The organism is Streptomyces sp. DT190, assembly GCF_049846985.1.
Taxonomy (GTDB): Bacteria; Actinomycetota; Actinomycetes; order Streptomycetales; family Streptomycetaceae; genus Streptomyces.
The window spans coordinates 48,864-61,567 of record NZ_JBNCNM010000013.1 but is presented as its reverse complement, the minus strand read 5'-3'; the positions used below and the strand labels follow the sequence as shown (position 1 = coordinate 61,567).

11 protein-coding genes and 1 pseudogene are annotated in these 12,704 nt (G+C 70.6%); 9 read left to right on the top strand and 3 right to left on the bottom strand.

The annotated features are described in order from the left end of the window. Positions 1 to 66 precede the first annotated feature (66 nt). The 4 genes from ACPXCS_RS22735 to ACPXCS_RS22720 are packed head-to-tail and all read left to right on the top strand — an operon-like array spanning position 67 to position 4,422. Positions 67 to 1,308 (top strand): aminotransferase class V-fold PLP-dependent enzyme, encoded by a 1,242-nt coding sequence (locus ACPXCS_RS22735; RefSeq protein ID WP_425948811.1) that lies wholly within the window; start codon positions 67 to 69, stop codon positions 1,306 to 1,308. Next, the gene (locus ACPXCS_RS22730) at positions 1,305 to 2,606 is read left to right on the top strand and encodes an ABC transporter substrate-binding protein (protein ID WP_425948812.1); all 1,302 of its coding nucleotides are present in this window, start codon (positions 1,305 to 1,307) and stop codon (positions 2,604 to 2,606) included. The genes ACPXCS_RS22735 and ACPXCS_RS22730 overlap by 4 nt, the downstream gene beginning before the upstream one ends. A 2-nt stretch (positions 2,607 to 2,608) precedes the next feature. Next, positions 2,609 to 3,589 (top strand): carbohydrate ABC transporter permease, encoded by a 981-nt coding sequence (locus ACPXCS_RS22725; RefSeq protein ID WP_425948813.1) that lies wholly within the window; start codon positions 2,609 to 2,611, stop codon positions 3,587 to 3,589. Then, entirely contained in the window at positions 3,586 to 4,422 is an 837-nt protein-coding gene (locus tag ACPXCS_RS22720; RefSeq protein ID WP_425948814.1) for a carbohydrate ABC transporter permease, read from the top strand. The genes ACPXCS_RS22725 and ACPXCS_RS22720 overlap by 4 nt, the downstream gene beginning before the upstream one ends. 57 nt (positions 4,423 to 4,479) lie before the next feature. On the opposite strand, the gene ACPXCS_RS22715 is transcribed toward ACPXCS_RS22720, so the two are convergent. Further along, on the bottom strand, positions 4,480 to 5,007 hold the full coding sequence (locus tag ACPXCS_RS22715) for an SMI1/KNR4 family protein (RefSeq protein ID WP_425948815.1): 528 nt from the start codon (positions 5,005 to 5,007) through the stop codon (positions 4,480 to 4,482). Between the two features lie 64 nt (positions 5,008 to 5,071). Between ACPXCS_RS22715 and ACPXCS_RS22710 the strand changes: the two are divergent. Then, positions 5,072 to 5,212 (top strand): annotated as a pseudogene (locus ACPXCS_RS22710) (alpha/beta fold hydrolase); the annotation flags it as partial. Positions 5,213 to 5,342: 130 nt separating this feature from the next. Here the strand turns inward: ACPXCS_RS22710 and ACPXCS_RS22705 are convergent. Together ACPXCS_RS22705 and ACPXCS_RS22700 are read right to left on the bottom strand one after the other, a co-directional pair. After that, positions 5,343 to 6,104 carry a GNAT family N-acetyltransferase gene (locus ACPXCS_RS22705; RefSeq protein WP_425948899.1) on the bottom strand — a complete coding sequence of 254 codons (762 nt, stop codon included), beginning with the start codon at positions 6,102 to 6,104 and terminating at the stop codon, positions 5,343 to 5,345. A gap of 68 nt (positions 6,105 to 6,172) precedes the next feature. Beyond that, positions 6,173 to 7,240, bottom strand: coding sequence for a LacI family DNA-binding transcriptional regulator (locus ACPXCS_RS22700; RefSeq protein WP_425948817.1), 1,068 nt, complete (start codon positions 7,238 to 7,240; stop codon positions 6,173 to 6,175). A gap of 257 nt (positions 7,241 to 7,497) precedes the next feature. Here ACPXCS_RS22700 and ACPXCS_RS22695 point away from each other — a divergent pair, with 257 nt between their 5' ends. From ACPXCS_RS22695 to ACPXCS_RS22680, 4 genes are all read left to right on the top strand, one after another. Beyond that, positions 7,498 to 8,859, top strand: a complete 1,362-nt coding sequence (locus tag ACPXCS_RS22695) for an extracellular solute-binding protein (RefSeq protein WP_425948818.1) — start codon at positions 7,498 to 7,500, stop codon at positions 8,857 to 8,859. A 21-nt stretch (positions 8,860 to 8,880) separates the two neighbouring features. Beyond that, on the top strand, positions 8,881 to 9,834 hold the full coding sequence (locus ACPXCS_RS22690) for a carbohydrate ABC transporter permease (protein ID WP_425948820.1): 954 nt from the start codon (positions 8,881 to 8,883) through the stop codon (positions 9,832 to 9,834). Positions 9,835 to 9,836: 2 nt separating this feature from the next. Further along, positions 9,837 to 10,736, top strand: coding sequence for a carbohydrate ABC transporter permease (locus ACPXCS_RS22685; protein ID WP_425948821.1), 900 nt, complete (start codon positions 9,837 to 9,839; stop codon positions 10,734 to 10,736). 66 nt (positions 10,737 to 10,802) lie between these two features. Further along, positions 10,803 to 12,626 (top strand): glycoside hydrolase family 2 protein, encoded by a 1,824-nt coding sequence (locus tag ACPXCS_RS22680; protein WP_425948823.1) that lies wholly within the window; start codon positions 10,803 to 10,805, stop codon positions 12,624 to 12,626. The last annotated feature ends 78 nt before the right edge of the window (positions 12,627 to 12,704 follow it).

Below are 12,704 nucleotides of genomic sequence, written 5' to 3'. Positions count from 1 at the left end.
AGTCATCAGATGTGTCCGGCGGAGGGTGAGCCTCCGCAGGACGGCCCTGCCCAGATGTGGAGTCCTGTGAGCGAGACCGAGGTGACCACCGCACCGCGCCCCCTGCTACTGGCGGACGGCCGGCCCGCCGACCGAGCCTGGTCGCTCGACCCTGCCCTCAAGCACCTGAACCACGGCTCCTTCGGTGCCGTTCCGTTGGTGGCCCAGGAGCGTCAGGCCCTGCTGCGCGCGGAGATGGAACGCTCACCCGTCGTGTGGTTCCCGGCGCTGCCCCAGCGCCTCGCCGCGACGCGGGTGGAGCTCGCCGCCTTCCTGCGGGCCGACGCCGGCGATCTCGCCCTCGTGCCGAACGCCAGCGCGGGCGCGAGCGTCGTCTACTCCGCCCTCGCCCTGCGGCCCCGCGCGGAGATCCTCGTCACCGACCACGGCTACGGAGCCGTGACGATGGGCGCCGAGCGGCTGGCCCGCCGCTGCGGTGGCCGGGTCCGCACCGCCCGGGTGCCGCTGGACGCGGACGAGGACCAGGCGTACGAGGCCGTCACCGCCGAGCTCGGCGACGCGACCGGACTGGTCGTCGTCGACCAGATCACCTCGGCGACCGCACGCCGGCTGCCGGTGGAACGCATCGGGGCGGAGGCCCGCCGGCGCGGCATCCCCGTCCTCGTCGACGGCGCACACGCGCCTGGCCTGCTGGAAGCACCCCTCGCCGGCGCCACGTACGACTTCTGGACCGGCAACCTGCACAAGTGGGGCTGCGCCCCGCGCGGGACCGCGGCCCTGATCGCCCGTGGGCCGCTGCGCGAGAGCCTCCACCCGCTGATCGACTCCTGGGCCGCGGCCGATCCCTTCCCCGACCGCTTCGACCAGCAGGGCACCGTCGACGCCACCGCCTACCTGGCCGCGCCGACGTCCCTCTCCTTCGTCGAGCGCACCTGGGGGTGGGCGACCGCCCGCCGCTACATGGACGACCTGGTCGGCTACGGCGCCCGCGTCATCGGCGCGGCGCTCGCCGAACCGGCCGGCGCGGACACCTCGGTCGACGTCGGCATGCCCGTCCCCGGCATGCGTCTGGTGCGTCTGCCGGACGGGCTCGCCGCCGACCGGGTCGAGGCGGACGCCCTGCGTGACCGGGTGGCCCGGGAGCTGGGCGTGGAGGCGGCCTTCACCAGCTTCGGCGGCATCGGCTACATGCGCCTGTCCGCGCACGTCTACAACACCGCCGCCGACTACGAGTACTTCGCCGAGGAATGCGTCCCCGTCCTCAGCACGTGGGCACGACAGAACACAGGAAAGAGGTCAGCACCATGAGAAGAAGGACGGTAGCCCTCGCGCTCGGCACCGCCGCCGCGACCCTCCTCACCGGCTGTTCCACCATGAGCCCCGAGGCGAGCGGAACGGTCACCCTCAACATGGTCGAGAGCCTGACGAACCCGACCCGCACCGCCCTGCTCAAGGACCTCATAGCCGACTTCGAGCAGCAGAACCCCAAGATCAAGGTCAACCTGGTCTCCCCGCCCACCGAGCAGGCCGACCAGAAGCTCCAGCAGATGCTCCAGTCCGGCAGCGGGGTGGACGTCCTGGAGGTCCGGGACATCACCGTCGGGCCCTGGTCGAACAACGGCTGGCTGCACGACATGAAGAAGGACCTGGAGGGCTGGAAGGGCTGGCAGGCCATGACGGAGAACGCCGTCAACGCCTCGAAGGACGCCAAGGGCCGGACCTACTTCGTCCCGTACGGCTTCTACGGCCTGAGCCTGTTCTACCGCACCGACCTGATCGAGAAGGCGGGCTTCGACAAGCCGCCGGCCACCTGGCAGGAACTGCTGGAGCAGGCGTCCGCCATCCACGACCCGGCCGAGCGCCGTTACGGCTACGCCTTCCGCGGCGGCGCCAACTCCAACAGCAACGCGACCGCCGCCATCGAGGCCTACCTCGCCGACCAGGTGGACCCGGCCAACGGCTTCAAGCTGAAGGACGGCCGTACGATCTTCTCCGCTCCCGAGGCCGAGGACGCGATCGAGAACTACCTCGAGCTCTTCAAGAAGGCGTCCCCGAAGTCCTCCGTCTCCTGGGGTTACCCGGAGATGGTCGAGGCGTTCTCCAACGGCTCCACGGCGTTCCTGCTGCAGGATCCCGAAGTGATCGCCACGGTCTCGGAGTCGAAGTCGATCTCCAAGGACCAGTGGGCCACCGCGCCGCTGGTGGCCGGGCCCGAGGGCAAGACCGTGCAGCCGCTGGCCACCGCCGGCTGGGGCGTCGCCAAGGGCAGCGGTCACAAGGCCGAGGCCGTGAAGCTGGTCGAGTTCCTGTCCCAGGGTGAGGCGTCGACCTCGTTCACGAAGAAGAACAGCCTGGTGCCCATCCTCAAGTCCGCGATCAGCGACCCCTTCTACAAGACCGGCCCCTGGTCGAGTTACGTCACCATGACCGAGCAGCCGGACAAGTACCTGGTCGTCACCCAGCCGCGCGGCGTGAGCTGGTGGGCCGAGTGGCAGCAGAAGGCGGACACGGACGTGCAGAAGCTGATCCTCGGCAAGACGACGCCGAAGAAGCTGCTCGCGGGCTGGGACGCGTACTGGACCGAGAAGTGGCGGCAGGAGCAGTAGGCATGTCCGTCACCTCCACAAGGACGTCGAAGAAGGCGCCGGGCCCGGGGGCGGCCGTCCGCAAGGGCGGCCTCCCCCGCGGGGGCGGGCGCAGGCGCGAGTTCACCACCCGGCGCGGCCTCAGCATCGCCGCCTTCATGGCACCGGCCGCGGTCTTCGTGGCGATCTTCACCTACTACCCCGTGATCGCGGGCGGCCAGATGGCCTTCCGCAACTGGAAGTTGACCGACCTGACCGACACCTCGTGGGTCGGGCTGAAGAACTTCGGCGACGTCTTCGCCGACCCCGCCTGGGGGACCGTGCTGAGCAACACCGCCCTGTGGGTGGTCGGCTCGATCGTCCCGCAGCTGGTCATCGGCTTCGCGCTCGCGCTCTGGCTGCGCCGGCGTTTCCGCTTCCGCGGGCTGTACCAGGCGCTGATCTTCTTCCCCTGGGCGATCTCCGGTTTCCTCATCGGCATCCTCTTCCGCTGGCTGTTCAACAGCGAGTTCGGCGTCGTGAACGACCTGCTGCAGAAGGCCGGTCTGATGGACGAGCCGATCGCCTGGCTGGCGGATCCGGACACGGCGATGGTGGCCGTGATCGTCGCCAACATCTGGTACGGCGTCACCTTCTTCACGATCATGATCCTGGCCGCGCTCCAGTCGATCCCCGACGAGTTGTACGAGGCGGCGGCGCTGGACGGCGCGGGCAAGGCCCGCACGCTCTTCCAGATCACCATCCCGTACATCCGCACCACACTGGCCCTGACCGTGCTGCTGCGCGTGATCTGGATATTCAACTTCCCGGACCTGATCTTCGGCATGACCGGCGGCGGGCCGAACAACGAGACGCACATCGTGACCACCTGGATGATCAAGATCACTCAGCAGGGCGACTACGGCAGGGCCTCGGCGCTCGGCCTCCTCGTGGTGGCCGCGCTGCTGGTGTTCGCGGTGTTCTTCCTCATGGCCACGCGCGAGAAGAAGGGGGTGAGGTCGTGACCGGCAAGGGGTCCGCGGCCGGCCGGGCCGTCAAGTTCACCTTCCTCGGAGTGTGGCTGCTCTTCACCGTCTTCCCGCTCTACTGGATCGCCGTCACCTCGCTGAAGGCACCCGGCGACATCTTCCACTTCCCCATCGCGTACTGGCCCGAGCGCTTCTCCCTGGAGAACTACCGCGGCCTGTTCGGCACCGCCGACTTCGGCACCTACCTCACCAACAGCCTCATCGTCTCGACCGTGGCCGGCGTGACGGCCACGGCGATCTCGATGCTCTCGGCGTACGTACTGGCCCGCTTCGAGTTCCGCACGAAGTCGGCACTGCTGATGGCCGCGCTGGTCACCCAGATGATCCCGTCGTTCATCGCGCTCGGCCCGCTCTACCTGCTGATGACCGACCTGAAGCTGGTCGACAACCGTCTTGGCCTGATCCTCGTGTACATCGCGGTGTGCATCCCCTTCTGCACGGTGATGCTGCGCGGTTTCTTCGAGAACATCCCGGACGCGCTGGAGGAGGCCGCCATGATCGACGGCCTGTCGCGCTTCGCGGCGCTGTTCCGGGTCCTGCTGCCGGTGATGCGCCCGGGCATCATCGCCGCGTTCATCTTCAACTTCGTCAACTGCTGGAACGAGTTGTTCCTGTCGGTGACGCTGATGAACAGCGACAGCAACAAGACCGTCCCCACCGCCCTGAACGGCTTCATCTCCAGCTTCAACATCGACTGGGGCTCGATGTCGGCGGCGGCCGTGCTGACGATCGTGCCCACGATGCTGCTGTTCGCCTTCGCCAGCCGTCACATCGTCGAGGGGCTGACGTCCGGTTCGGTGAAGGGCTGACAGCCGCCGACCGGCAGCATCGACCGGCTGACCAGGCCGGCAGCGCCCGGCAGGCTCTCAGCGGCAGAGGGCCGCGATGTCGTCGGCGTACGAGGGGAACTCCGCCCGGGCGGCAGCGACGATCTCGCGTGCCGTCCGGCGCGGACCGCTCGCATGCCGCTCGGCCAGCGAGACGAGGGCCGGGTCGGAACGGCCGGTGACAGCGCCGAACTCCACGGCCTCCATCGGCCCGACGCCGTCCGCCAGCAGCCACAGGAAGTCGGACAGATCACGGGCCACGACACCGGCAGCGCCCTCCGAGCCGAGGAACACCACGGGCTGTTCCGTCAGCGGTCGCCCGGGCCGTACGCACCACAGCGCGGCCAGCCCGCCCGTGCCGTCCTGGCCGAACACCCGGTACCGACTCCCGTCGACTTCGCCGTTGCCCGTCCAGCTCCGCAGCCAGTCGGTGGTCTCCTCGGCCGAGTCGAAGGCGGAGCAGGGCTCGAAGTCGATGCCCCGGCCGTCGGCATGGTCGATGTCCACGTCGGCCAGGTCGGCCAGCGCGGGCGGGAAACGGCGGTCCTCACCAGTCATGTCGCTCACCGGTGCACCATAATCACCAGCACCGACAGCAGCGGCAGCGCCCCCGGCGCTGGGAAGGATCGCCATGCTGGTCGTCCCGCCCACGCGCTCAGGTGAAGAGCGACTGCCCGACGGAAGGCTGCTCGGGTGGGCCGAGTGGGGACGCGCGGACGGCACACCGGTGGTGTTGTCCCCCGGCGCCGCCACCAGCCGCCGTCTCGGCCTCGACCGGACACCGTCCTCGCCCGGTCGGAGCGTGAGCCGGCAACGTCCGTGACAGGTGGGGACGCGCACCCCGGCGGCCGGCGCCGGTGGAGGCCCTGCTCCCGCTCAAGCGGCGTGCCGCTGTGGCGCGTTCACCGCACGGCGTGCTCCGTGAAGTGGCCGCAGGCCGTGAAGCCGAGCCGCTCGTAGACCGGCCGGCCCTGGGGCGTCGCTTGCAGCACCGCGGTCAGATGCCCCCGGGCCCGGGCTTCGTGGAGCGTCGCGAGGGTGACGGCGCCCCCGAATCCGCGCCCGCGGTGCGTGGCCAGGGTGCTGATGTTGTATATCCCGGCGACTCCGGCGTGCGAGAAGACCTCGGCCGAGCAGACCGGACGGCCGTGGTGGTAGCCGATCAGGTAACGGGCCGCGCAGTCCGGGGCGAGGGCCCGGGCGGCGGCGCGTTCGAAGAAGCGGCGGACGGTGACGGCCGGCGGATCCCAGTTCGCTGCCAGGACGGCCGCGTGGTCGGCGAGCTGCTCAGGGGTGGTGACCTGCCGGATCTGCAATCCCTCGACCGCGGGCGGCGGGGGCAGTTCACCGAGGTGCCGCCACATGGCCGTCTCGGTCTCGGACGCCTCCAGGCCGGCGGCCGTCAGGCGCCGGGAGAGGTCCGGCGGGGTGGAGGCCGGGCCCACCCACCAGGAGTAGGGGCGACCGGTGGCCTTGAGGGTCTCCAGGGTCCGGGCGATGCGGAGTTCGGCCCGGTCCGCGGGAAAGCGTGCGGCTGCGACGATGTTGAAGGTGTCGTCCTGCAGTCCGCTGTCGGCGACGAGCAGGTCCCCGGAGTCGACCACCGTGGCACCCTCCAGATGCCGGTGCAGATGGCAGGCGTGCTCGGCGAGGTTGGCTTCCATCCTGGCCAGGATGTCGTCGGTGCCGGCGGCGCGGTGGGACGTGCCGGGCTGCGGCTGGTCCGGCACGGTCAGGACTCCGCGAGCAGGGATCCGGCGACGCCTTCCGTGCTCTCGCGCAGGACCAGCCGGTGGGCCACCACGAGGTCCTGGGTCGACCGCGCGTCGGACGACGGGACGTCCACCGCTGCGGATCCCGCGCTCTCGTCCATCCGGCGTTGCAACAGCGCCACGGCGACCTGGGCGACCGCGGCCTTGTCCGGGGAGACGGTGCTCAGCGTGGGGACGCTGAAGCGTCCGGCCTCGACGTCGTCGAAGCCGATGACGGCGACCTCGTCGGGGACGCCGATGCCGCGTTCGTGCAGGACGCGCAGGGCGCCCAGCGCCAGTTGGTCGTTGAGGCACAGCAGGGCGTCGGGCCGGGCGCCCCCGCTCAGGGCCCGGGCCACCGCCTCGGCGCCGTCGGGCATCCGGAAGGACGTGACGGGCAGCAGGGCGGCCGGGTCGTAGGGGATGCCCGCTTCCGCCAGGGCGGCACGGTAGCCGCGGGTGCGGGCCTCGGCCGTGCCCTGACCGGTGTCGTTGCGTCCGCCGATGACCAGGATGGAGCGGCGGCCCATGCGGAGCAGGTGCTCGGTCGCCTCGCGTGCGGCTTTCTCGTTGTCGATGGCGACGTGGTCGGCGCCCTCCTCCAGCAGTTCGCCGATGAGCACGGTCGGCGGGGCACCCGCACGCTCGCGCAGGTCGTCGGCGGTGAGCGCGAGAGGGCTGAGGATCACTCCGTCGACGAAACTGGAGCCGAACCCGGTGAGCGCCGCAAGTTCGTGCTCCCGGTCCGCGGCGGTCTGGTGGATCAGCACCGTCAGGGAGCGCCGCTCCGCCTCGCGGATGACGTGCTGGGCGAGTTCGGCGAAGTACGGGACGTCCAGTTCGGGGATGACGAGGGCGATGATGCCGGTGCGGCCCTGACGCAGGTGGCGGCCGGCCAGGTTGACCTTGTAGCCGAGTTCCTCGATGGCGTCGCGGACGACGCGTCTGGTCCGGTCGGAGACGTGGGCGTAGTCGTTGATGACGTTGGACACCGTCTTCTCCGACACACCTGCGAGACGCGCGACGTCCTTGATCCTGGGTCGTGCCACCGGAACCTCCCTGCCCCACCGGGCTGCCGAGTATATGTTCCGGCAGGTCGCGGGTCGCCGGTGAGCCTGCCGGGCTCGCTCGGCGCTCTTCGTCCGGCCTTTCCCCCGGCTCTTTACAGCCAATGTACATCGATGTAAAAACGAGCCATCGCATCGGCGAGCCCGGTGCGCCCCCTGCCTGACCCGTGCGGTGCGGCACCCCTCCGGGGTGTCTCCCGCCGGTCCGGCATGCGTGTCCGGCCGTCGGAAGGTCCGCGATGTTCACCCACTCCCCCGCCTCACCCCCAGCGCCCGCACCCGGTGCGGGCGCCGCCCTCACCCGCCGCCGGCTCCTGCGTCACGGCACGGCCGCCGCGGGTGCGCTGCTCGCCGCCGGGCCGCTGTCCGGCTGCGCCTCACCGGCCGCCGCCGACGCCTCGGCGCTGAGCGTCTGGGATCTGTTCCAGGGCGGCGACGGCATGCTCATGGACGACATGATCAAGGCCGTCTCCGCAGGCCCCCAGGGATTCGAGGTGCAGCGCACCATCCTGGACTGGGGACCGTCGTACTACACCAAGCTGGCCATGTCGGCCGCCGGCGGCAGGTCCTCGGACGTGGCGGTCCTGCACCTGTCCCGGCTGGCCGGCTACGCGCCCGGCGGGCTCCTCGACCCCTTCGACCTGGATCTGCTCGCCGAATTCGGCGTCGGGCAGCAGGACTTCGCACCGGCCGTCTGGGCACGGACGCAGCACGACAGGACCGTCTACGCCATCCCGCTCGACGTCCACCCCTTCATCGTGTTCTACGACAAGGAGGCCGCGGACAAGGCGGGCCTGCTCGACTCCTCGGGTGAACTGGCCCCCCTGGGCTCCCCGGAGGCCCTGCTCGACGCCGGCAAGGCGCTCGCCGCGGCGACCGGGCAGAAGGGCATCCTGTTCGGCCACGTCACCGACCCGTCCCAGAGCTGGCGGCAGTTCGCCGCCCTCTACGCCCAGACCGGCGCCGCCTTCACCCTGCCGGACGGCGGCCCTCCGCGGATCGACGTCGACGCCGCCGTACGCGTGGTCACCTTCATGCAGCGGCTGTTCGACGGCCGCACCAACCCCAACAACCTGGACTACAACGGCGCCTTGGCCGGATTCCTCGGCGGCCGCGGCGGCATGGTGATGCTCGGCGAGTGGGAACTGCCGACGCTGAAGAAGTCCGGCATCCCCCTCGGCGCCGCGCCGTTCCCGCAGGTCTTCGGCGAACCGGCCGTCTACACGGACAGCCACGCCTTCGTCCTCCCGCACCAGCGGAACCCCGACCCGGCCCGGCGCCGCCAGGCCCACCGGTACGTCGCGGAGATGGTCAAGCAGAGTCTCACCTGGGCGAGCGCCGGACACATCCCCGCCTACCAGCCCGTACTCGCCGAACCCGAGTACGCCGCCCTCGACCCGCAGTCCTCGTACGCGAAGGCGGCCGAGGTCGCGGTCCTCGACCCGCCGAACTGGTTCGCCGGGGCCGGTTCGAACTTCCAGAACCGGATGTGCCAGCCGCTCCAGTCGGCGCTGCTCGGCAACACCTCCGCCGAGAAGGCGGTGCGCCAGATGGTCCGCGAGGCGGACGCGCTGCTCCGGCAGCCCAACCCGGTCGCCTGACGAGCAGAGGAAGTGACCCACGTGACCACCACCGCACCCCCCGGGGCCGATGCCGCGACCGGCGCGGCCGCCGACCGCCCCGGCGGCCTCCGCCGCAGAGGCATCAGCCGCGCCGTCCGCACCGCCCACGGCCCGGGCCCGCTCTTCGTCCTGCCGTTCCTGCTCGTCTTCGCCCTGTTCCTCGTGTGGCCGGTCGTGCACGGGTTCTGGCTGAGCTTCACCGACAGCTCACTGGCCCTGCGCGACACGGCCTTCGTCGGCTTCGGCAACTACGCCGAGGCGTTCGGGGATCCGGACGTCTGGAGCAGCCTCGGCAACACGGTCGTCTTCACCGTCCTGTCCAGTGTCCCGCTGGTGCTCATCGCCCTGGCCATGGCCTTGCTGGTGCACAGCGGCATCGCCGGGCAGTGGATGTGGCGCCTGGCCTTCTTCGCCCCCTACCTGCTGCCCGTGACGGTCGTGACCCTGATCTGGACCTGGCTGTACCAGCCGGAGCTCGGACTGGCCAACCAGTTCCTCGACACCCTCGGCATGGGGCCCGTCGGCTGGCTCTCCGACGAGTCCGTCGCGATGTGGTCCATCGCCGTCCTCACCGTCTGGTGGACGGTCGGTTTCAACTTCCTGCTCTACCTCGCCGCGCTCCAGTCGCTGCCCTCGACCTTCTACGAGGCCGCCGCGCTGGACGGCGCCGGAGCCTGGCGGCGCCTGTGGTCCATCACCCTGCCGCAACTGCGCCGCACCACCGCGCTGGTGGCGATGTTGCAGATCCTCGCCTCGCTCAAGGTGTTCGACCAGATCTACATCCTCACCAAGGGCGGCCCCAACGGCTCGACCCGCCCGGTCCTGGAATACGTCTACGACGTCGGCTTCACCGGCTACCGGCTCGGCTACGCCTCGGCCGTCTCCTACCTCTTCTTCGCGTTCGTCATCGTCGTCTCGCTCGTGCAACTGCGTCTCTTCCGCCAGGAGGACTGACCGTGTCCGCCACCGCAACACCCCTGCGCCCGCGGCGCCGTCCCGCCCCGGCAGCCGCCGGACCCTCCCTCCTGCTCGGACACGGCCGGCTGCCGCGTGTCCTGGCCGGCACCGCGCTGGCCGTCCTGGCCGCCGTGTGGCTGCTGCCGTTCGTGTGGGCCGTCGCCACCTCGCTGCAGAGCGAGCAGGACGCGGCCTCACCCGGTCTGTCCCCGATCAAGGGCGCCTTCACGGCGGAGGCGTACCAGCAGATCCTGGAACGCGGGAACATCACCGTCTGGGCCCTCAACAGCTTCCTGATCGCCGGACTCGTCACGCTGATCACGGTCGTGGTCTCGACGCTCGCCGCCTACGGCTTCTCGCGCGGCACGTTCCGCGGTCGCCGGACCCTGCTCGCGCTGACCGTCGCCGCGATCCTCGTGCCGCCGCAACTGCTCATCGTTCCGCTCTTCGAGCAGATGCTGCTGTTCGACCTGGTGGACACCTACGCGGCGGTCGTCCTGCCGCAGGTCGTCGCGCCCATGATGGTCTTCATCCTCAAGCGCTTCTTCGACGGCATCCCCCGCGAGCTGGAGGACGCGGCCCGGATGGACGGGGCCTCCGAACTGCGGGTCTTCCTGTCGGTCGTGCTGCCGCTGTCCCGGCCCATCGTCGCCGCCGTGGCGATCTTCGTCTTCATCGGGGCGTGGAACAACTTCCTGTGGCCGTTCATCGTCACCAACGACCCGGACCTGATGACCCTCCCCGTCGGTCTGGCCACCGTCAAGGACGCCTTCGGCATCCAGTACGCCCAGTCCATGGCGTCCGCGCTGCTGGCGGCGCTGCCTCTGATCGTGGTGTTCCTCTTCTTCCAGCGCCGCATCGTCGACTCGGTCGCCACCACCGGCCTCGGCGGTTCCTGACCTCACCTCATCGCCGTACGCACCCAGCCGGCGGCATCCCGCCGGTCCCCGACCACTGGAGCATGTGTGCCCACTCACTCCGTACCTCGCCCGGAGTATCCGCGACCGCAGTTCGTGCGGCGCGACTGGCTCAACCTCAACGGAACCTGGCAGTTCGAGACCGACCGGGGCGACAGCGGCCTCGAACGCGGTCTGCTCGACCGGGAGCTCCGCGACGAGATCCTCGTGCCCTTCCCTCCCGAGTCCGAGCTGTCCGGCATCGGCGAGACCGACTTCCTGGAGGCCGTCTGGTACCGGCGTACCCTGACCCTGCCCACCGCCTGGGCCGGACGCCGTGTGCTGCTGCACTTCGGCGCCGTCGACTACGACACCACCGTGTGGGCCGACGGCAAGGAGGTCGCCCGGCACCGCGGCGGCTTCACCCCCTTCACCGCCGACCTCGGCGACATCGCGGGCAGCGGTGAGGAGGTCGTCATCACCGTCCGGGCCCGCGACCCGAAGTCCGGACCGCAGGCGCGCGGCAAGCAGGCGATCCAGTACGCCAACCACGACTGCAACTACACGCGCGTGACCGGCATCTGGCAGACCGTCTGGCTGGAGCCCGTCCCCGAGGTGCACCTGCGGCGCCCGCGCATCACCCCCGACCTGGCCGGGTCCGCCTTCCACCTGGAACTGCCGCTGTCCGGCAACCGCCCCGGCCACCGGGTGCGCGCGGTCCTCGGCGACGCCGCCGGTGAGGTGAGCCGCGCCGAGGCCCGTGCCGACCTGGACCTGGCCCCGCGCCTGTACCTGCCGGTCCCCGACGGACGGCGCCGCGAGTGGAGCCCTCAGGACCCGCACCTGTACGACCTGCGACTGGAACTCCTCGACGCCGACGGCCGGGTCGTCGACAGCGTGGAGAGCTACGCGGGCCTGCGCGCCGTCTCGGTGAGCGGAAAGGCCGTCCTGCTCAACGGCCGTCCGGTCTTCCAGCGTCTGGTCCTGGACCAGGGCTGGTACCCGGACGGGCTGATGACCGCGCCGACCGACGAAGCCCTGCTCCGGGACATCGAGCTGGCCCTGGCGGCCGGCTTCAACGGGGCCAGGCTGCACCAGAAGGTGTTCGAGGAGCGCTTCCTGCACCACGCGGACCGGCTCGGCTACCTCGTCTGGGGCGAGTTCGGCGACTGGGGCTGCGAGGCCGGCGGCTCCTCGGGCGACAACCAGCAGCCCGACGCCAGTTACGTGGCCCAGTGGCTGGAGGCCGTCGAGCGCGACTACTCCCACCCCTCGATCATCGGCTGGTGCCCCCTCAACGAGACCTACCAGAAGCTGCACGACCGCCTCACCCAGCTCGACTCGGTGACCCGGGCGATGTTCCTGGCCACGAAGGCGCTGGACACCACCCGCCCGGTGATCGACGCCTCCGGCTACTCCCACCGCGTCGCCGAGACCGACGTCTACGACTCGCACCACTACGAGCAGGACCCCGAGGCGTTCCGCGCGCTGATGTCGGGCCTGGCGAAGGACGCCCCGTTCGTCAACGCCCATGAGAGCGGCGCCCCCTGGTCGGTGCCGTACCGCGGACAGCCATACTTCGTCAGCGAGTTCGGCGGCATCTGGTGGGACCCCGAGGCGGCCGCCGCCCAGTCCGGCGACGACCGCACCGAATCCTGGGGCTACGGCGAACGCGTCCGTGACGAGGAGGAGTTCCACGCCCGCTTCGCCGGCCTCACCGGTGTGCTCCTCGGCGACCGGGACATGTTCGGCTACTGCTACACCCAGTTGACCGACGTCTTCCAGGAACGCAACGGCATCTACCGCTTCGACCGCAGCACCAAGCTCGACATCGCCCGCGTCCAGGCCGCGCAGCGACGCCCGGCGGCGATCGAGGAACCGGCGGCGGACTGACCGCCGGTCCCGTCGGCTCCGTCCAACAAACCCGTGAGCCTCTGGCCCCCGCCTCGACGGTGACCTGTTCGAGGCGGG